The following is a 20,837-nucleotide window of genomic DNA, read 5'->3' on the forward strand; positions in this document are numbered from 1 at the left end:
GGCGCGGCCCTCAAGGTTTGTCAGTCAGGTTTTTGCCGATCATCCGCACCAGGATGATCGCCGCGATATTGGCGATGACCACGGCAATCAAGCCGCCGGCCGACGCCATGCCCACATCGAACTGCACCAGCGCCTGGTTGTAGATCAGGTAGGCGAGGTTGGTCGAGGCGTAGCCGGGGCCGCCGTTGGTGGTGGTGAAGATTTCCGCGAACACCGAGAGCAGGAAGATGGTTTCGATCATCACCACCACCGCAATCGGGCGGGCTAGGTGGGGTAGAGTCAGGTGCCAGAAGATCGCGATGGCGCCGGCACCGTCCAGGCGCGCGGCTTCCTTCTGTTCCTGGTCCAGGGACTGCATCGCGGTCATCAGCAGCAGGATCGCGAAGGGCAGCCATTGCCACGAGACAATGATGATGATCGACAGCAACGGATAGTGCGCCAGCCAGTCCACCGGCTCGGCCCCGAAGAACTTCCACACCGCGGCGAGAATCCCCGATACCGGGTGGAAAATCAGGTTTTTCCAGATCAGCGCACCGACGGTGGGCATGATGAAGAACGGCGAAATCAACAGCACCCGGACGATGCCGCGCCCGAGGAACTCACTGGCCTCCAGCAGGGCGCTGATCAACACGCCGAACACCACGCTGATCAGTAACACGCTGCCCACCAGCAACAGCGTATTGGTGGCGCCGGGCAGGAAGCCCGAATCGGTGATGAAGTAGGTGAAGTTCTCCAGCCCTACGAACTGGTTTTCGCCGGGATAGAGCAGGTTGTAGCGGATCAGCGAAAAGTACAGGGTCATGCCCAGGGGCACGATCATCCACAGCAGCAACAAGGCCACCGAGGGGCTGACAAGGAACCAGCCGGGGTTGGCCAGGCGGTTTTTGGCGGGTGTATTCATTAGGATCAAGACCAGTCAGATACGAATCGGAGCGCGGTCAGTGTGGGAGGGGGCTTGCTCCCGATAGCGGAGTGTCAGTCGATGAACCTGCTGGCTGATCCACTGCTATCGGGAGCAAGCCCCCTCCCACATTTGACTAGGGTGAGGCTCGGGTTACTTGGGGTAACCGGCCCGCTTCATTTCACGCTCGGTGGTGGTCTGCGCGGCGGTCAAGGCGGCATCGACCGTTTGCTGGCCGGTCAACGCACCGGAGAAGAACTTGCCGACCTGGGTACCAATCGCCTGGAACTCAGGAATGGTCACCAGCTGGATCCCGATATACGGCACCGGCTTCTCGGTAGGCTTGGTCGGGTCCGCGACCTTCAGCGACTCCAGGGTCACCTTGGCAAACGGCGCCGCCTTCATGTACTCATCGCTGTAGGTGGATTTGCGCGTACCTGGCGGCACGTTGGCGATGCCGTCGGTCTTGGCCACAAGCTGGCTGTATTCCTTGGACGTGGCCCAGGTGGTGAATACCTTGGCGGCATCCTTGGCCTTGGAACTGGTCGGAATCGCCAGGGACCAGGAGTACAGCCACGAAGTGCCCTTGTCGGTCTTCTCGTGGGGCGCGAAGGTGAAGCCGACATGCTCAGAGACCTTGCTCTGGCTCTTGTCGGTAACAAACGAGCCCGCCACGCTGGCATCCACCCAGATCGCGCACTTGCCGCTGTTGAACAGCGCCAGGTTTTCGTTGAAACCGTTGCTGGAAGCCCCCGGCGGACCGGATTTCTTCATGTTGTCGACGTAGAAGTTCAGCGCATCCTTCCACTCCGGGCCGTTGAATTGCGGCTGCCATTTCTCATCGAACCAGCGCGCCCCGTAGCCGTTGGCCAGGGTGGTGATCAGCGCCATGTTCTCACCCCAACCGGCTTTGCCGCGCAGGCACAGGCCGTATTGCTCTTTGGATTTGTCGGTGAGTTTGGCCGCGTATTCGCCGATCTGGGTCCAGGTCGGGTGCTCGGGCATGCTCAGCCCGGCGTCCTTGAACAGGTCGGTACGGTAATAGGTGATCGAGCTTTCGGCATAGAACGGCAGGGCGTACAGCGAGCCCTTGACCGACAAACCGTCACGCACCGAAGGGAACACATCGTCGAGATCGTAGGAGGCCGGCAGGTCCTTCATCGGCTCCAGCCAACCCTTGGCGCCCCAGAGTGCGGCTTCGTACATGCCGATGGTCAACACATCGAACTGCCCGCCCTGGGTAGCAATGTCGGTGGTCAGGCGTTGGCGCAGCACGTTTTCTTCGAGCACCACCCAGTTCAACTTGATCTCCGGATGCTCGGCCTCGAAGGTTTTCGAGAGCTTCTGCATGCGGATCATGTCGCTGTTATTGACGGTGGCAATGGTCAGGGTTTGCGCGCCAAAGCTGACGGCGCTGAGGGTCATGCATGCTGTCATGCAGGTCGAGGCAAGCAGTACTTTTGCTGTGAACTTCATCGCGCACTCCATTTCCGCGCCCAGGGGCTACGGAAGGACAGTTATTGTTGTTGTGTCTTCCTACAGGTAGCCAGGAAGAGTGTGCGTTGATTACAGCCTTGAAATAGGGTTGTGACAAATCCTTGGGCGCACGCCCACTGATACTTTTTTGCACTCGGTGATCGTCCCCGTGGCGCGTGGGGACGATCGATGCCGTATTTAACGCTCGATATCAGCCAGTACCCGCTCAGCCAGCAATCGAGACACTTCGATCAACTGGGCAATACCCAGGGCGCCTTCGCGCCGCGAGCCGTCGAGATCAAAGGCAAAATCGCAGGTCAGGGCGTGGGCGGAGGCGAGTGATTCGCTGAGGTTGACCAGTAGGTCTTGAGTAGAGATGCCGTCTTTCACGGTGAATAGCACGCTGGGTGCTGGATCGATTGGGGGATTTGGGGTGGGTTTGATCATGGTGAAACTCCTGATTTAAGTGGAGCTACCACTGATCGCCGCGACGCGATTGGGTGGTAGCTGTACGCAGGTTCGCGGACCGGAATCAGGAAACCGGCATACCCGAAGGTATCCCGCGCACAGCCACCATAAGGGCGCACAGTAGACGATAAAAAGACGTCAACTGAAAGCGGAAATGGCACTTTGCGTCTGATTAAACCGGGCCGCGACGCCCGACCGCTGAGTGTGCAGCGGTGTACGGAGACTAGAGATTGAGTGTCCTAGGGACAACCTCAAATCCTTGTCAGACATTTCTGCGTTTCCCAATACCTAGCCGAACGGTCAGTTGTTTGGCTTTGTACTAGTCAGCACCATCTTCCTTGCGCCATTTCGGCGCCATCTCTCTGCATAACTCAACGCCAAGACCGCGTTTGAGCACCCCTGCGCGCTAAAAAAGGACGAAGCATGAAAGACACCGATACTGAAATCCAACAATCAACTCGCCCAATCAAAGCCATCTACGACTACGCGACACTCGGCTCAAGAACGCGTATGGGTGGAGAAATCATTACTGCAAGCACCAGCCTCGAGATCCATGACTTGCGCATCGCGTGCGTCGGCGACCGAGTGCGCTACCCCGATGGCAAAGAGAGCGAAATTGTCTCGGGAGCAGGTTTCGCAGCCACCTACAAAGGTCTGCCCATCGCCATTGTCGGCAGCGCTACCGACAACGGCGACACCGTGACGGGCAGCCTGCAAAACCTGGCTCAGGTGGTGGAGTACGCGGACGGCGATGGTATTCCTGGCCTTCTAAAGCCTGGATATCGCGTGGAGAGTCAGATGTGAGGCGCTACAACATCACCACGGGTTCAACCACCACAGCGGGTGGCAAAGTGACCAGTGGTTTGTGAGCGCACCAGTTTCAACGGCGAATTAATCTCAAGGGAGGGTGACCGGGTCGCTTGCCCGGCTTGCGGCACTGAAGGCTTCATCGCGCTTACCGGCCCTCATTTGCACGAAGAGTGGAACGGCAAGCAAGCGGCGCTGGAGGGTGATCTGTGCATCTGCAAATGCGATCCGCCGCCGGAGTTGATTGCCAATCAGAGTTCCAAATGTCAGGAGTTCGGTCCCCAACCTCAACGTGTCACCCCGGTTGTAATGAGGCCGACTGCATCCGCCTCGGCCCCTGCGAATTATGCCGCGCCCGTTGCGTCGAATCGTGCCGCTGATGCCTGCGTTTTTGCCAAATCCTGCGTTTCGGTGCCAGCCGGCTCTACGGCCGCGGGCACCGCCCCGGAAAACGCCAAAAACTTCGGCACCACCGCCCTCATGGCTTCAACCGGTACCACGGGCGCCGTCGGCAGGGTAGCCGGCGCACTCGGCAGCGACCTCGGTACCTGGGCTGTACGAGGCTTGGCCGGCGCCAGTTCCGCCCTCAACCTCGTGCTGCTGGCATTCTGGCCACGGGATATCGGTGACTCAACGCTGTACACCCCGGAGCAGTTGGAGGGGATGCGTTTGGCCAGCACGCGAGTGCGTTTCCAGTTTCGCCAGGATGAGTCCGGTGAACTGAGTGTTTACGGCCTACATACCCAACCTGGCAGTGGCGCCGACCGCGTACCCGTTGCGCAAGCCCGGTGGAATGAGGACCACAGCGCGATGGTGGCGGTGCTGGATGGCATCAGCATCACATGGACGCCGAACCACGGCCCGGTTGTCAGCGTGCCGAGCCCGTATCCGGGAACACCTGAGCGCTTGGATAATGTATTTGTTCACCCGATTGCGGTGGGGCAAGATTCGGCGATCAGTCACTATCCAGGGCGGGATGCAGAAAACATCACCTGGCAGGATACGATCATTTCGTTTCCGGCTGATTCGGGTGTGCCGCCGTTGTATTTGGTGTTTGCCAAGCCGGCGGTCAGGCCGTTGGAGGTCGACATCTATGGGGCTTTCAGCGGCCGATCAAGGCGCGGTTTGCATGTGGATCATATGCCTTCGCAGGCGGCGATCAGGCGATATCTGAAAAACGTATCCACAGCGTTTATGGATTACGAAATCAACGAGTTGCTCATGCGAGTAGCCAGCATTGCTATTCCTGCTCATATCCATCAAAAATATAGCGAGACGTACGGTGGGCGTAACAATAAAGTTAAGCAGCACTTTGACGCCGCTGATCTTCGGGCGGCTGTAGACAGTAATTTCGACGTGATTAGACCTTACATGATTGAGGAAGGCTTCACTCAAAAAAGCTTGGAAGAGGCTCGCGCCAAAATGCATAAGATCAATCAAGAACAAGGGTGGTACTAATGGATGCCTTGACGATCAAACGCTTGCTGGCCGGGCTTGGATCTACTCATGTAAACCTTCTAGCGGAGGGTGTGATTACGAGCAAGCCTCTGGCACGCTCATTAGAGGGTGACGATAATGAATATTTGATCCAGAAGCCAGAGTCTGGTGTTGAACTGTGGTTTAGAGCGGAAAATAGAGTCCTCACTGAGGTTCTTTTTTCTTTAATTAACATGGCTGGTGGTATTCACTTTTATACCGGTGAGTTGCCTTCGCCTCTTACAGCTAAAATGAGTCGAATCGACGTCCATAGATTGTTTGGGGAGCCTTTCGAGTCGAAGGAGCCGGTTAAAATTTTAAAATATCGGGGGTACGGTGGTAGCGACACCTACCGCATGGACGGTTTTGGTTATCCAGGTGTTCACCTCGGATTTCAATATCGTAATGACGATATGGTGTGTAGCATGGGGTTCTGTTTGAGAAATACACACCATAATTGAACTTGCTCTGAAAGTTAAATTCGACTAATAAATAGTAACGTTCCCACGCGCAGCGCGTGGGAATGATCACGTCAAGCATAGACTATGCTCAGTTAACCGTTGCTCCGCTAACTGTCGATAGCAGGAAGGTGTTATGCCCTTGGATGCAATTAAGTCCGGATGAGAGGGGCGCTTGGTTTAATATTTAGGCTGCTCGCCGACAATTACATGACATCAACCAAATTCAGAGAGGGTACTGATGGGTGCACCAGCGACTAAGTTGTGGGTAGAGAGTTTAGGACTTGGTTTTATCGAACTTGTAGCAAGTGGGAAGATTCCCAATCAACCGCTGGTGAAGCCATTTGAGGACAGCGATTGGCCGACCATGCGTCCAGTAGAGGGAGTGGAGTTGCTCTTCAATGACAGGACCAAGTCCCTGAAGCAGATTTTGATCACACTCATCCCGACGGTCGGGCAACCGGTTTATGCCGGGCAATTACCTCAACCGTTCAAGTTAGATATGGATCAACGATACGTACGTGAGGTTATAGGTGTGCCCATTAAATCCAAGCCCTCCGTAAAACTGCCAGGTGGATTGGGTATGCGGGGCGGAGCGGACATATATCATTTGGACCAAAAGGCACATCCCAACGTGATGGTGACTCTCAGCTATCTGGAAAATTTTAGAGTTAACAATATCAGTTTCTCCTTGATTGATTCCGGACACGATTGATCTCTCGCAGAGTCTTGCTACGGCCTGAAAGCTGATTAACAAGAGCATCCCCACACGCAGCGCGTGGGCCCGATCGTTCAAGCCAAATTCTGCTCCGTCAACCGCTGCACCGCCAACCGCCGATAGTGAGACGGCGTCATCCCCTTAAGCTGCTGAAAGCGCCGGTTGAAGTTGGAAATATTGTTGAACCCCGACTCAAAGCACACATCCGTCACGGCCTTATCGCCATCGGCCAGCAATTCGCAGGACTTGCTGATCCGCAGCCGATTGACGAACTCAATAAACGTACGCCCGGTGGCCTGTTTGAATACCCGGGAAAAATACGTCGGCTTCATGCCCAAGTATTCCGCGACTTCTTCCAAGGGCAATTCCCTCGCGTAGTGGGCAAAGATGTAGTCCACCGCCCGGTTGGTGCGATCGATGCTGTGTTCATCGGCTTGCTGTGGCGTGGTCACCCCGGAGAGCAGTTGGTAGTCGTCACAGGCGCTCAGCACTTCCAGCAAAATGAAAAAATGCCCCAGGCGCGCCATGCCTTGGGCTTCCTCAATGCGCTGCATCAGGGCCATGGCCTGGGCGATGGTTTTTTTGCTGCGGAATTCTATGCCGTATTGCGCACGCTCCAGCAAGGGCGCCAGGCTCTTGAGCTCGGCAAACGTATGGCTGCCTTGCTCGAACAGCTCATCGGTGAAGTTCACCAACATGTCGCGCTTGGGCACTACTTCGCCTTCCTCCACCTGGCTGATCCAGTTATGCGGTAGGTTGGGGCCGGTGAGGAACAGGCTTTCGGGGTAGAAGTTGCCGATGTAGTCGCCGATAAACACCTTGCCCGAGCTGGCGACGATCAGGTGCAGTTCGTATTCCTTGTGAAAATGCCAGCGCACCAGCGGGCACGGGAAACCGTGCTGGCGATAGATGATGGACAGGCCGTTGTGATCGTCCATCAGCTCGTAGGAAGGGTCGGTGATACGCGTTGCTCGGGTCATGCTGCCGTCGCTTTATTGTGGTTGCTGCGTAGGATAATGCCCCCTCGCGCACGCCCTCGCCAGCACTGGTGTTTATAGAGCGCGGTTTTTCGCCTCGATCCACTGAGACATGTACTGCGTACTTTTATGCGCGTGGTGGCGCAGCATGCTGCCGGTGAAGTTTTCCCGGCGATGGGTAGCCAGGTTGCCGCGACATTGTTCCAGGCACGCCACCAACGCCGGCCCGTGGCTGGTCTCGTTGTAGCGGCGGGCCAGCAACCGGCGGCCGTCTTCCTGGGCCTGGGTCCAACGTTCACGATCCTGATAAAGCGCCACGGCAGCGGCTGCAAGGGCGGGGGCGCTCTGTTCGATCATCCCGGGCCACGGCTGTTCATCACCCATGGCCTCGGCGCCGATGGGCGTGGTGATGTTCGGTGTGCCGCAGAGCATCGCGTCTGCCAGTTTGCCCTTGATGCCTGCGCCGAAACGTAAGGGGGCCAGGCAGATACGCGCGGCGGTCATCACCTGCAAGGCATCTTCGGCCCAGTTCATGATATGAAAACCCTGCGCCGGGTTGTGCAATGCCGTGGCCTTGGGCGGGGTATAGGACCCGTAGATATGCAGCTGGGCACCCGGTAATTGCTGACGGATCAATGGCCATAAGCTGTTTTTCATCCATAACACGGCATCCCAATTCGGCGCATGGCGGAAGTTGCCGATACTGAGGAAGTGCGCGCGGTCTTCAAACGGTGCGAAAGGTTCGGCCGGCGGCTCCAGCATCAGTGGGCACCAATGGAGCAGGGCGGCGGGTACCTTGAAGTGTTCGGTAAGTAAGTGGGCTTCCACGTCGGAGATCATCAGGCTGATGTCACAACGATAGATCGCCGCAATTTCGCGCTTGGCGATATCCGTGTCGGCCATCAGTTGGAACTCTTCCTTCAGGGCGGGGGCGAACAGGGCATGGAAGTCTTGGCTGTCGGGATGGGCCTTGAGGTGGTCCTTCAGGCGTTGCTGGCGTGCGTCGCGCAGGCTTTGCAGGTCGCAGGTTTCCAACACGCGCAGCGCATCGGGGCAATGCTTCTCGACGCGCCAGCCGAACTGTTCCTCCATCATGAAACGGTCGAACAGCACGATGTCCGGGGCCAGTTCGCGGATAAAATCATCGAAGCTGCTGTTATTCAGTTCGATAGCGCATTCGGCGATGCCCAACGCAGACAAATCGGCCTTGTGTTCGCCGACTGTGGCGGGGCTGCTGAAGGTGATGTCCCAACCTTGTGTAAGAAAACTCTCAAGGATTTGCATCATATGCCCGCCTGCGGCCGAGGAACGGGGTTCCGGCCAGACGTATCCAATGACCAGGACTTTGGTGGCAGGGGCATTCATCGACATCGTTTTCCTTGAAGGGCAGGGCGCAAAGCGCGCAATTAAACCATAACCGAAGACATGACAATTTATGTTTGGCGGTAGGTAGCCACCGTACTTTGTGGTTAACTTCGGCCTCTCGAATTCGTTAAACCCAAATCAGCATAAGGATTCCGTTCATGGCTCAAGTCACCCTTCGTGGTACCCCTGTCCAGATTGAAGGCGAATTGCCGAAAACCGGTTCCACCGCTCCTGAGTTCAGCCTTGTCGCTGTCGACCTGTCGCAAGCGACCCTGGAAACCTTCGCCGGCAAGCGCAAGGTACTGAACATCTTCCCAAGCGTTGATACCCCGACCTGCGCCACTTCGGTCCGCAAGTTCAACGCCCAGGCCAACGACCTGAGCAACACCGTTGTACTGTGTATTTCTTCTGATCTGCCGTTTGCCCAGAAGCGTTTCTGCGGCACCGAAGGCTTGGACAATGTGCAGAGCCTGTCGGACTTCCGCAACGCCGACTTCGCTGTCGACTACGGTGTTTCTCTGGCTGACGGCCCCCTGCAAGGCCTGACCGCGCGTGCCGTGGTGGTGCTGGACGAAAACAACAACGTGCTGCACAGCGAACTGGTTCCTGAAATCGGCCAAGAGCCGAACTACGAAGCAGCCCTGGCTGTTTTGAAGTAACTGTTTCGGTACGTTACTGTCGTTTTGCAGTAACACGCTTGATGCATGATTGCGGCCTGGCCTAGTCCAGGCCGTTTTTATTTGTCGGTCAGCGGCTTAGCGAGATAGCCAGTGAACTAAGGTCAGAAGTTAAAAGTTGTAAGCCCAAGGTAAATAGCCGGTAAAGGCGCTTTTCTTAATGCGCTCCAGTGCTTATCTTTCAGCCTCCCAAAGAAGAAGCTCTCGCGCCCAATGGTTGATCACTCCATGCAATCCTCCCCCCGTAAGTCCCGCCGCTGGCTGTTCGGCCTGCTCGTGCTGCTGGTTATCGCCGGTGTGTGCTGGAAATTCTGGCCCGGCAGCCATAAGGATGGCGCCGAGAAGCCCGCGGGCCATGCCGGCAAGACGGGGATGATGCGCCCGGGCTTTGGTGGCTCAACTGGCCCGGTGCCGGTGCGTGTGGCGCGGGCGGTGCTGGGCGAGTTCCCGGTGTATTACAAGGCGTTGGGTACGGTGACCGCGCTCAACACCATCAATGTGCGCAGCCGGGTGGGCGGCGAGCTGGTGAAGATCGCCTTTGAAGAAGGGCAGATGGTCAAGGCCGGCGACTTGCTGGCCGAGATCGACCCGCGTAGCTACCAGAACGCTTTGCTCCAGGCCCAGGGCACACTGATGCAGAACCAGGCCCAGCTGAAAAACGCCCAGGTCGATGTGCAGCGCTATCGTGACCTGTACGCCCAGGACAGTATCGCCAAGCAGACCCTGGACACCGCAGAAGCGCTGGTTTTGCAGTATCAGGGCACGGTCAAGACCAACCAGGGTGCGGTGGATGACGCCAGGCTCAACCTCGAATTCACCAAGATCCGCGCGCCTATCAGCGGCCGTGTCGGCCTGCGTCAGGTGGATGTTGGCAACCTGGTGGCGGCCAACGACACCACGTCCCTCGCCGTGATCACCCAGACCCAGCCCATCAGCGTGGCTTTTACCTTGCCGGAAAACACCCTGGAAACCGTGCTCACCCGCTACCACGCCGGCAACAAGTTGCCCGTGGAAGCCTGGGACCGTGGTGACGTGAAGCAACAGGCCTGCGGTGTGCTGCAGAGCCTGGACAACCAGATCGACGTGACGACCGGAACCCTGAAATTCAAGGCGCGTTTCGATAACAAGGACCAGGCGCTGTTTCCCAACCAGTTCGTCAATGTGCACCTGTTGGCCGACACCCTGCATAACGTAGTGCTGGCACCGTCCGCAGCGATCCAGTTCGGCAACGCCGGCACCTTCGTCTACGTGCTCGACGGCGACAAGAAGGTCAAGGTGCAGCCCCTGGTGGTCGGTGATACGGATGGCGACAATACGGTGATCAAAGAGGGCCTGAAGGCCGGTGACCGCGTGGTGTTGGAAGGCACCGATCGTCTCAAGGACGGCAGCGAAATCGAAGTGGTCAACGACGGCAGCGAAGTGCCGACCACGCCGACCGAACACCTGCAAGGCAAGCCTGCGGCGAAAGGGGAGAGCGGTACTACCACCGGCAAGGCGCAAAAGGTCGGTTCATGAACCTGTCGCGGCTGTTTATCCTTCGCCCGGTTGCCACCACGCTGAGCATGCTGGCCATTGTATTGGCCGGCATCATCTCGTACCGCTTGCTGCCCGTCTCGGCATTGCCTCAGGTGGATTACCCGACCATCCGGGTGATGACCCTGTATCCCGGCGCCAGCCCGGACGTGATGACCAGCGCGGTCACCGCGCCGCTGGAACGCCAGTTCGGGCAAATGCCCGGTCTCACGCAGATGGCGTCCACCAGCTCCGGCGGTGCGTCGGTGCTGACCCTGCGCTTCAACCTCGACATCAACATGGATGTCGCCGAGCAGCAGGTGCAGGCCGCAATCAACGCCGCGACCAACCTGTTGCCCAAGGACCTGCCCGCGCCGCCGGTCTACAACAAGGTCAACCCGGCGGATACCCCGGTGCTGACCCTGGCGATCACCTCCAAGACCATGTTGCTGCCCAAGCTCAATGATTTGGTCGACACGCGCATGGCGCAGAAAATCGCGCAGATCAGTGGCGTCGGCATGGTCAGCATCGCGGGCGGCCAACGCCAGGCGGTGCGCATCAAGGTCAACCCCGAGGCCCTGGCGGCCAACGGCCTGAACCTGTCGGACGTGCGCACACTGATTGCCGCGTCCAACGTCAACCAGCCCAAAGGCAACTTCGACGGCCCTACCCGCGTGTCGATGCTTGATGCCAACGATCAGTTGGTATCGCCTCAGCAATACGCCGAGTTGATCCTGGCCTACAACAATGGCGCGCCGCTGCGCCTCAAGGACGTCGCACAAATCGTCGACGGCGCCGAAAACGAACGCCTCGCCGCCTGGGCCAATGAAAACCAGGCCGTGCTGCTGAACATCCAGCGCCAGCCGGGGGCCAACGTGATCGAGGTGGTGGACCGCATCAAGGCGTTGCTGCCGAGCATCACCGACAACTTGCCGGCCGGCCTCGACGTGACGGTGCTCACCGACCGCACCCAGACCATCCGCGCCTCGGTGAAAGACGTTCAGCACGAACTGCTCATCGCCATCGCGCTGGTGGTGATGGTGACATTCCTGTTCCTGCGCCGGGTCAGCGCCACCATCATCCCCTCCATCGCCGTGCCACTGTCCCTGGTGGGTACCTTTGGCGTGATGTACCTGGCGGGGTTCTCCATCAACAACCTGACGCTGATGGCCTTGACCATCGCCACCGGCTTCGTGGTGGACGACGCCATCGTGATGCTGGAGAACATTTCCCGTTACATCGAGGAAGGCGAGACCCCGCTGGCCGCTGCACTCAAGGGTGCCAAACAGATTGGCTTCACCCTGATTTCCCTGACCTTGTCGTTGATCGCGGTGTTGATTCCGCTGCTGTTCATGGCTGACGTAGTAGGGCGCCTGTTTCGTGAGTTTGCCATCACCCTGGCGGTGGCGATCCTGATTTCCCTGGTGGTGTCCCTGACCCTGACGCCAATGATGTGCGCGCGCCTGCTCAAACGTGAACCTAAGGAAGAAGAGCAGGGGCGTTTCTACAAGGCCAGCGGCGCCTGGATCGATTGGTTGATTGCGCGTTACGGCAGCATGTTGCAGTGGGTACTCAAGCACCAGCCGCTGACCCTGCTGGTGGCCATCGCCACCCTGGGCCTGACCGTCTTCCTGTACGTGATCGTACCCAAGGGCTTCTTCCCGGTGCAGGATACTGGCGTGATCCAGGGCATTTCCGAAGCGCCGCAGTCGATTTCCTTTGCCGCCATGAGCCAGCGCCAACAGCAACTGGCGAAGATCATCCTGGCCGATCCCGCGGTGGAAAGCCTGTCTTCCTACATTGGTGTGGACGGCGACAACGCCACCCTCAACAGCGGGCGTTTGCTGATCAACCTCAAGGCCCACGGCCAGCGTGACCTGAGCGCGGCCGAGGTGATCACCCGTTTGCAGCCGGAAATCGACAAATTGGTGGGCATCCGTCTGTTCATGCAGCCGGTGCAGGATTTGACCATCGAAGACCGCGTCAGCCGCACCCAGTATCAATTCAGCATGTCCTCGCCGGACTCCGAGTTGCTGGCGTTGTGGAGTGAAAAACTGGTCCACGCGTTGAGCCAGTTGCCCGAACTCACCGACGTCGCCAGTGACCTGCAGGACAAGGGCTTGCAGGTGTACCTGGTGATCGACCGCGACGCGGCTTCGCGCCTGGGCGTCAGTGTTTCAACCATCACCGACGCACTGTATGACGCCTTCGGCCAGCGGCAGATTTCCACCATCTACACCCAGGCCAGCCAGTACCGCGTAGTGTTGCAGGCCCAGTCCGGCGAAACCCTTGGCCCGGAGGCGCTGAATCAGATCCACGTGAAAACCACCGACGGCGGCCAGGTGCGGCTGTCCAGCCTGGCCCATGTGGAGCAGCGCCAGGCGCAGTTGGCGATTGCTCATATCGGTCAGTTCCCGGCGGTGATGATGTCGTTCAACCTGGCGCCCGGCGTGGCGCTGGGCAAAGGTGTGGAACTGATCAACCAGACCCAGAAAGACATCGGCATGCCGGTGGGCGTGCAGACTCAGTTTCAGGGCGCGGCCCAGGCCTTCGAAGCCTCGCTGTCGAGCACCTTGCTGCTGATCCTGGCGGCGGTGGTCACCATGTACATCGTGCTCGGTGTGCTCTACGAGAGCTATATCCATCCGATCACCATCCTCTCGACATTGCCGTCGGCAGCGGTGGGGGCCTTGCTTGCCTTGCTGCTCAGTGGCAATGACCTGGGCATGATCGCGATCATCGGCATCATTTTGCTGATCGGTATTGTCAAGAAGAACGCGATCATGATGATCGACTTCGCCCTCGACGCCGAACGCAACCAGGGCCTCGACCCGCAAACCGCGATTTATCAGGCGGCGCTGCTGCGCTTCCGGCCGATCCTGATGACCACACTGGCCGCACTGTTCGGCGCGGTGCCGTTGATGCTCGCCACCGGTTCCGGTGCTGAATTGCGTCAGCCGCTGGGGCTGGTGATGGTGGGTGGCCTGCTGGTGAGCCAGGTGCTCACCCTGTTCACCACGCCGGTGATCTACCTGTATTTCGACCGCCTCGGCCGCCGCTGGTGCAAAGAGCCGCAAAGCCTGGAGCCGGTTGAGTCATGAACCTGTCCGGACCCTTCATCCGCCGGCCGGTCGCGACCATGCTGCTGAGCCTGGCGATCCTGTTGCTGGGCGGCGTGAGCTTCAACCTGTTGCCAGTGTCGCCGTTGCCGCAGATCGACTTCCCGGTGATCGTGGTGTCGGCCAGCTTGCCCGGCGCCAGTCCCGAGGTGATGGCGTCTACGGTGGCGACGCCGCTGGAGCGCTCGTTTGGCGCGATTGCCGGCATCACTACCATGAGCAGTTCATCGAGCCAGGGTTCCACGCGGGTGATCCTGGCGTTTGACTCCGACCGTGATATCAACGGCGCGGCGCGGGAAGTGCAAGCAGCGATCAACGCCTCGCGTAACCTGCTGCCCAGCGGCATGCGCAGCATGCCGACCTACAAGAAGATCAACCCGTCCCAGGCGCCGATCATGGTGCTGTCGCTGACCTCGGACCTGTTGCAAAAAGGCCAGCTGTACGACTTGGCCTCGACCATCCTGTCGCAAAGCCTGTCCCAGGTGCCCGGCGTCGGTGAAGTGCAGATCGGCGGCAGCTCCCTGCCGGCGGTACGCATCGAACTGGAACCCAAGGCCCTCGACCAGTACGGCGTGGCCCTGGACGATGTACGCAACACCATCGCCAACGCCAACCAACGTCGGCCCAAAGGGTCCCTGGAGGACAGCCAGCGCAATTGGCAGATCCAGGCCAATGACCAGTTGGAAAAAGCCAAGGACTACGAGCCGCTGCTGATCCGCTACCAGAACGGCGCGGCGCTGCGCCTGGGTGATGTGGCGAAAATCAGCGACGGTGTGGAAGACCGCTACAACAGTGGCTTCTTCAACAATGAGCCGGCGGTGCTGCTGGTGATCAACCGCCAGTCCGGCGCCAACATCATCGAGACCGTCCGGCAGATAAAGGCGCAGTTGCCGGCGTTGCAGGCTGTGCTGCCGTCCAGCGTCAAGTTGAGCCTGGCGATGGACCGCTCGCCAGTGATTACCGCCACCTTGCACGAAGCCGAGATGACCTTGCTGATTGCCGTAGGGCTGGTGATCCTGGTGGTGTACCTGTTCCTGGGTAACTTCCGTGCCTCGCTGATTCCGACCCTGGCGGTGCCGGTGTCGCTGGTGGGCACCTTTGCGGTGATGTACTTGTACGGGTTCTCGCTGAATAATTTTTCGTTGATGGCGTTGATCCTGGCCACTGGCCTGGTGGTGGACGATGCCATCGTGGTGCTGGAGAACATTTCCCGGCATATCGACGAAGGTGTGCCGCCGATGAAAGCCGCTTACCTGGGCGCCCAGGAAGTCGGCTTTACCTTGCTGTCGATGAACGTGTCGCTGGTGGCGGTGTTCCTGTCCATCCTGTTTATGGGGGGGATTGTCGCCAACCTGTTTCGCGAATTTTCCATCACCTTGTCGGCGGCGATCATTGTGTCGCTGATTGTGTCGCTGACCCTGACCCCCATGCTCTGCGCGCGCTGGCTCAAGCCGCATGTCAAGGGCCGGATGACCGGTTTGCAGCGCTGGAGCCAGAAGGTCAACGACCGCATGGTCGCCGGCTACGCCACCAGCCTGGACTGGGTGTTGCGCCATCGTCGCCTGACCTTGCTCAGCCTGTTGCTGACCATCGGCATGAACGTGGCATTGTACGTGGTGGTGCCGAAAACCTTCATGCCGCAGCAAGACACCGGCCAGTTGATCGGGTTTGTGCGCGGTGATGACGGGCTGTCGTTCAGCGTGATGCAACCAAAAATGGAAACATTCCGCAAGGCGGTGCTCAAGGATCCGGCGGTGCTCAGCGTGGCCGGCTTCATCGGCGGCAACAACGGCACCAACAATGCGGTGATGCTGGTGCGCTTGAAGCCCATCAGTGAGCGCAAGATTTCCGCCCAAGCGGTGATCGAGCGTTTGCGCAAGGACGTGCCACTGGTGCCGGGCGGGCGGCTGTTCCTGATGGCCGATCAGGACCTGCAATTTGGCGGTAGCCGCGACCAGACCAGCGCACAGTATTCCTACATCCTGCAAAGCGGCGACCTGGCGGCATTGCGCCTGTGGTATCCGAAAGTAGTGGCTGCATTACGCGAGCTGCCCGAACTCACCGCCATCGACGCCCGCGAAGGCCGGGGCGCGGCGCAGGTCACGCTGATTGTGGACCGCGACCAGGCCAAGCGCCTGGGCATCGATATGGACATGGTCACCTCGGTGCTCAACAACGCCTACAGCCAACGGCAGATCTCCACCATCTACGACAGCCTCAACCAATACCAGGTGGTGATGGAGGTCAACCCCAAATATGCCCAGGACCCGATCACCCTCAACCAGATGCAGGTGATCACCGCCGATGGTGCCCGGGTGCCGTTGTCGACGATTGCTCATTATGAGAACAGCCTGGCCGACGACCGCGTCAGCCACGAAGGCCAGTTTGCCTCGGAAAACATCGCCTTCGACATGGCGCCCGGCGTGACAGTGGAGCAGGGCACAGCCGCCATTGAGCGGGCGATTGCCAAGGTCGGGCTGCCGGAAGACGTGATCGCCAAGATGGCCGGCACCGCCGATGCTTTCGCGGCCACGCAGAAGGGGCAGCCGTTCATGATCCTCGGCGCGTTGGTGGCGGTGTACCTGGTGTTGGGCATTCTGTATGAAAGCTATATTCACCCTCTGACCATCCTTTCGACCTTGCCATCGGCCGGTGTCGGCGCGATGCTCGCGATTTACCTGACGGGGGGCGAGTTCAGCCTGATTTCCTTGCTGGGCCTGTTCCTGCTGATCGGGGTGGTGAAGAAAAACGCGATTCTGATGATCGACCTGGCTTTGCAACTGGAGCGCCACGACGGCCTGGGCCCGCTGGAATCGATTCGCAGTGCCTGTCTGCTGCGTTTGCGGCCGATCCTGATGACCACCCTGGCGGCCATCCTCGGCGCTTTGCCGTTGCTGTTGGGCGCTGGCGACGGCGCAGAAATGCGCCGCCCCCTGGGCCTGACGATTATCGGCGGCCTGGTGTTCAGCCAGATCCTGACGCTTTACACCACCCCGGTGGTTTACCTCTATCTCGACCGCGCGCGCCATCGCTTCAACGCTTGGCGCGGCGTGCGTACCGATGCTGCCCTGGACACTGCGCTATGACCGATTCAACCTTTGCCCGATTGGCCCTGTTCCGGGGCTCCCGTGTGGCGAGCCTGGTGCTGTGCGGCGTGCTGCTCAGCGCCTGCGCCGTCGGCCCTGACTACAAACGCCCGGACGTCGTGGAGCCTGCGCAATTCAAGGAAGCCCAGGGCTGGCGTCAAGCCACCCCCAGCGACTCGCTGGCACGTGGCGCCTGGTGGGAGCTGTACGGCGACCGTCAGTTGAACGATCTGGTGCTGCGTCTGAACAACTCCAACCAGACCGTGGCCCAGGCCGAAGCGCGCTTTCGTCAGGCCAAGGCACTGGTGCGCAGTTCCCGGGGCGCGTTTTATCCTACCGTCGACGTGAGTGCCGGGAAAACCCGCGCGAGCCAGGGCACCGGTAGCAGCAGCGCGAGCCTGAGCAGTTCAAGCAGCGGCATCCGCGACACCCTCAACGCGCAGTTGGGTGTGAGCTGGGAGGCGGATATCTGGGGCAAATTGCGCCGTGGCCTGGAAGCCAACGAAGCCAGCGCCGAAGCCAGCTCGGCGGACCTGGCGGCGATGCGCCTGAGCCAACAGTCGGAACTGGTGCAAAGCTACCTGCAATTACGTGTCATGGATGAACAGACACGTTTGTTGCAAGCCACGCTGGAAACCTACCAACGCTCCCTGCAAATGACTCAGAACCAGTACCGCGCCGGTGTCTCCGGCAAAGATGCGGTGGCCCAGGCGCAAACCCAGCTCAAGACCACCCAGGCCAGCCTGATCGACCTGATCTGGCAACGCGCCCAGCTGGAAAACGCGATCGCGGTATTGATCGGCGAGGCGCCGGCCAACTTCAACCTGGCCGTAAGCAAGGACATCCCGGCGCTGCCGCAGATTCCGCTGAGCCTGCCGTCGCAACTGCTGGAACGCCGTCCGGATATCGCCTCGGCCGAACGCTCGGTGATCGCTGCCAACGCCAATATCGGCGTGGCCAAGGCCGCCTACTATCCGGACCTGAGCTTGAGCCTGCAGGGTGGTTACTCCAGCAGCACCTACGCCGACTGGATCAGCCTGCCAAATCGCTTCTGGTCGGTGGGGCCGAAACTGGCGATGACCCTGTTTGACGGGGGCCAGCGTTCGGCGGAAGTCGACCGCACCGTGGCCAGCTATGACGAGACCGTCGCCAAATACCGCCAGACCGTGCTGGATGGTTTTCGCGAAGTGGAAAACTACATGGTGCAGCTCAAGGTGCTGGAAGACGAAGCGGTGGTCAGCAATGAAGCGCTGGACGCTGCCCGTGAGTCGTTGCGCCTAACCCAGAACCAGTACAAGGCGGGTCTGATCGCCTATCTGGACGTGGTCACCACACAAGCCACAGCCCTGAATAACGAACGTACGGTATTGACCTTGTTGCAGACGCGCCTGGTGGCCAGTGTGCAATTGATCGCGGCATTGGGCGGTGGTTGGGACGGGCAGACGCCGATTGCCGACAAAAATTAAAGATGAACCCGCATACATTTGGGCCCAACCAACCCACAGATACGAGTCGTTATTTAGTCATGCAATTGGCGTCAAAATGCCACTAATGGCCCTCTGATAATTAATCAACTGTTCAAGAATTATTCTCGCTACAATCGCCCGCTTTGCCACTTGGCACGGGCCTCTCGGGCCCGTTGCGCACGAGAAGTCCCATGCTCATCGGTAGTTATTCCCCCTCACTGGTCGTGATCTCGTTGGTCGTCGCGATCCTGGCTTCCTACACCGCACTGGATCTTTCCGGTCGCATCGCTACCGCCAAAGGCCGCGCGGTTTATTTATGGATCGCCGGCGGCGCCATGGCGATGGGCGTGGGAGTGTGGTCGATGCACTTTATCGGCATGCTGGCGCTGCGCTTGCCGTTTGCACTGGGCTTCGACCTGGGTATCACTGCGCTGTCGTTGTTGATCGCGGTGTTGTCCAGTGGCTTTGCCTTGTGGCTGATCAGCCAGCCGCGTTTGCCTGCCTGGCAGCTGGCGTTTGGCGCGCTGGTCATGGGCAGCGGCATCGCGTGCATGCACTACACCGGCATGGCCGCGATGCGCATGACGCCAGGTATCGACTACGACCCCACCTTGTTCGGCGCTTCATTGCTGATTGCCGTCGCGGCGTCCGGCGCTGCACTGTGGATCGCTCACAATCTGCGCCGCAACATGCCTTACGTACGCCTGGCGCGGAGCGGGGCGGCGGTGGTGATGGGATTCGCCATCGTCGGCATGCATTACACCGGGATGGCCGCAGCACGTTTTGCCGATGACAGCTTCTGCGGTGCCGCGTTGAATGGCTTGAGCGGCAAAGGCCTGGACAATCTGGTGCTGGTCACGACCCTCGCTGTGCTGGCCATTGCCTTGCTTACCTCGTTGCTCGACGCACGCCTGGAAGCACGCACTGCCGTGCTGGCCGACTCCCTGACCCTGGCCAACCAGGAACTGACCCACTTGGCCCTGCACGACATGCTTACCGGCCTGCCCAATCGCACCTTGCTGGCCGATCGCATTCAACAGGCCATGCAAGCCGTGAAAGAGCAGGGCAGTTGCTTCGCGCTGATGTTTATCGACCTTGACGGCTTCAAGCCGGTCAACGATGCCTTTGGCCATCACATGGGTGACCAGTTGTTGCGCGAAGTCGGCTTGCGCCTGCGCGAAGACTTGCGCAGCCAGGACACCTTGGCGCGTATCGGCGGCGATGAGTTTGTGTTGCTGGTGCAACTGACCCAGCCGGACGATGCCCTTGGCCTTGCCGAACGCCAGGTGAACCTGATCAACCGAGCGTTCCAGGTGGCCGAGCATGAGCTGAAGATCTCCGCCAGTGTCGGCATTGCAATGTTTCCGGGCAACGGTAGCAACCCTCAGGAACTGTTGATGAACGCCGACGCCGCGATGTATCACGCCAAGGGCATGGGCAAGAACGGCTACAGCTTCTTTGACGTGTCAATGAACACCAACGCGCGCAAGCAATTACAGCTGTTGCAGGATTTGCGCAATGCTGTAGAGCAGGCGCAATTTCGCCTGTACTACCAACCCAAGTTCGACGCGATCAGCGGTATTCCGATCGGTGCCGAAGCCCTGCTGCGCTGGGAACATCCGCAACAAGGTCTGCTGCTGCCGGCGATGTTTATCGAGCTGGCGGAAAAGACCGGCCTGATCATTCCAATCGGTGAGTGGGTGCTCAACGAAGCCTGTCGCCAAATGAGCCTGTGGTACGCCCAGGGCTACGAAGACTGGCGCATTGCCGTGAACCTGTCGGCATTGCAGTTCTGCCACGCCGGGTTGGTCAAGAGCGTGGCCGCGGCCCTCGAGCGGCACCGGTTACCGGCCAATAACCTGACCCTGGAAATCACCGAAACCACCGCCATGAGCGACGCCGATGCGAGCATGACAGTGTTGCAACAGCTGTCGGACATGGGCGTTGACTTGTCCATCGACGACTTCGGCACCGGTTATTCCAGCCTGATGTACCTCAAGCGCCTGCCGGCCAACGAACTGAAGATCGACCGGGGTTTTGTGCGCGACCTGGAACACGACGGCGACGATGCCGCCATCGTCTCGGCCATTGTCGCCCTTGGCCAGGCCTTAGGGTTGCGGATTGTTGCCGAAGGTGTCGAGACCGATGTACAGCAGAGTTTCCTGACACGGTTGGGGTGTAATTCCTTGCAGGGGTATCTGCTGGGCCACCCGTTGCCGGCGGAGGGCTTCATGGCGGATATCCAGCGCGGGGAAGAGGCCGTTGCGCCTGACAAAAGCCGTGCATGACGGGTATTCTTGGATTCAACCCTAAACATCAGGTTGAATCAGG

The 20,837-nt window shown here is 59.4% G+C and carries 15 protein-coding genes; 10 read left to right on the forward strand and 5 right to left on the reverse strand.

Annotated features, from left to right (window positions below; translation table 11 throughout):
- Positions 1–10: 10 nt before the first annotated feature.
- The 3 genes from LVW35_RS12365 to LVW35_RS12375 form a co-directional block, all read right to left on the reverse strand.
- On the reverse strand, positions 11–901 hold the full coding sequence (locus LVW35_RS12365) for a carbohydrate ABC transporter permease (RefSeq protein WP_043051067.1): 891 nt from the start codon (positions 899–901) through the stop codon (positions 11–13).
- Between the two features lie 153 nt (positions 902–1,054).
- Positions 1,055–2,377 (reverse strand): ABC transporter substrate-binding protein, encoded by a 1,323-nt coding sequence (locus LVW35_RS12370; RefSeq protein ID WP_233895811.1) that lies wholly within the window; start codon positions 2,375–2,377, stop codon positions 1,055–1,057.
- Positions 2,378–2,575: 198 nt separating this feature from the next.
- On the reverse strand, positions 2,576–2,824 hold the full coding sequence (locus LVW35_RS12375) for a DUF6124 family protein (RefSeq protein ID WP_124400512.1): 249 nt from the start codon (positions 2,822–2,824) through the stop codon (positions 2,576–2,578).
- 444 nt (positions 2,825–3,268) lie between these two features.
- Between LVW35_RS12375 and LVW35_RS12380 the strand changes: the two genes are divergently transcribed.
- The 4 genes from LVW35_RS12380 (at position 3,269) to LVW35_RS12395 (ending at position 6,301) form a co-directional block, all read left to right on the forward strand.
- Positions 3,269–3,649, forward strand: a complete 381-nt coding sequence (locus LVW35_RS12380; protein ID WP_059397558.1) for a PAAR domain-containing protein — start codon at positions 3,269–3,271, stop codon at positions 3,647–3,649.
- 54 nt (positions 3,650–3,703) lie between these two features.
- The gene (locus tag LVW35_RS12385; protein WP_326489604.1) at positions 3,704–5,110 is read left to right on the forward strand and encodes an S-type pyocin domain-containing protein; all 1,407 of its coding nucleotides are present in this window, start codon (positions 3,704–3,706) and stop codon (positions 5,108–5,110) included.
- Complete coding sequence (locus LVW35_RS12390) at positions 5,110–5,589, forward strand: DUF6392 family protein (RefSeq protein ID WP_233895814.1); 480 nt, start codon at positions 5,110–5,112, stop codon at positions 5,587–5,589. Before LVW35_RS12385 ends, LVW35_RS12390 begins: the two co-directional genes overlap by 1 nt.
- A 238-nt stretch (positions 5,590–5,827) precedes the next feature.
- On the forward strand, positions 5,828–6,301 hold the full coding sequence (locus LVW35_RS12395) for a DUF6392 family protein (RefSeq protein WP_233895816.1): 474 nt from the start codon (positions 5,828–5,830) through the stop codon (positions 6,299–6,301).
- 77 nt (positions 6,302–6,378) lie between these two features.
- Here LVW35_RS12395 and LVW35_RS12400 read toward each other — a convergent pair whose 3' ends face one another.
- Positions 6,379–7,284, reverse strand: a complete 906-nt coding sequence (locus LVW35_RS12400; RefSeq protein ID WP_057022460.1) for an AraC family transcriptional regulator — start codon at positions 7,282–7,284, stop codon at positions 6,379–6,381.
- 72 nt (positions 7,285–7,356) lie between these two features.
- Positions 7,357–8,646, reverse strand: coding sequence for a glycosyltransferase (locus LVW35_RS12405; RefSeq protein WP_233895817.1), 1,290 nt, complete (start codon positions 8,644–8,646; stop codon positions 7,357–7,359).
- Positions 8,647–8,804: 158 nt separating this feature from the next.
- Between LVW35_RS12405 and tpx the strand changes: the two genes are divergently transcribed.
- The 6 genes from tpx to LVW35_RS12435 all read left to right on the forward strand — a co-directional run bounded on the left by tpx (position 8,805) and on the right by LVW35_RS12435 (position 20,794).
- Positions 8,805–9,305 (forward strand): thiol peroxidase, encoded by a 501-nt coding sequence (tpx, locus tag LVW35_RS12410; RefSeq protein ID WP_233895818.1) that lies wholly within the window; start codon positions 8,805–8,807, stop codon positions 9,303–9,305.
- 231 nt (positions 9,306–9,536) lie between these two features.
- Positions 9,537–10,838 (forward strand): MdtA/MuxA family multidrug efflux RND transporter periplasmic adaptor subunit, encoded by a 1,302-nt coding sequence (locus LVW35_RS12415; RefSeq protein ID WP_233895819.1) that lies wholly within the window; start codon positions 9,537–9,539, stop codon positions 10,836–10,838.
- Positions 10,835–13,936 (forward strand): MdtB/MuxB family multidrug efflux RND transporter permease subunit, encoded by a 3,102-nt coding sequence (locus tag LVW35_RS12420; protein ID WP_233895820.1) that lies wholly within the window; start codon positions 10,835–10,837, stop codon positions 13,934–13,936. The genes LVW35_RS12415 and LVW35_RS12420 overlap by 4 nt, the downstream gene beginning before the upstream one ends.
- Complete coding sequence (locus LVW35_RS12425) at positions 13,933–17,040, forward strand: efflux RND transporter permease subunit (protein ID WP_233895821.1); 3,108 nt, start codon at positions 13,933–13,935, stop codon at positions 17,038–17,040. Before LVW35_RS12420 ends, LVW35_RS12425 begins: the two co-directional genes overlap by 4 nt.
- The gene (locus tag LVW35_RS12430; RefSeq protein WP_233895822.1) at positions 17,037–18,506 is read left to right on the forward strand and encodes an efflux transporter outer membrane subunit; all 1,470 of its coding nucleotides are present in this window, start codon (positions 17,037–17,039) and stop codon (positions 18,504–18,506) included. The genes LVW35_RS12425 and LVW35_RS12430 overlap by 4 nt, the downstream gene beginning before the upstream one ends.
- Before the next feature lie 191 nt (positions 18,507–18,697).
- Complete coding sequence (locus tag LVW35_RS12435) at positions 18,698–20,794, forward strand: putative bifunctional diguanylate cyclase/phosphodiesterase (protein ID WP_233895823.1); 2,097 nt, start codon at positions 18,698–18,700, stop codon at positions 20,792–20,794.
- The last annotated feature ends 43 nt before the right edge of the window (positions 20,795–20,837 follow it).

This window comes from Pseudomonas sp. HN11 (genome assembly GCF_021390155.1).
Taxonomy (GTDB): Bacteria; Pseudomonadota; Gammaproteobacteria; order Pseudomonadales; family Pseudomonadaceae; genus Aquipseudomonas.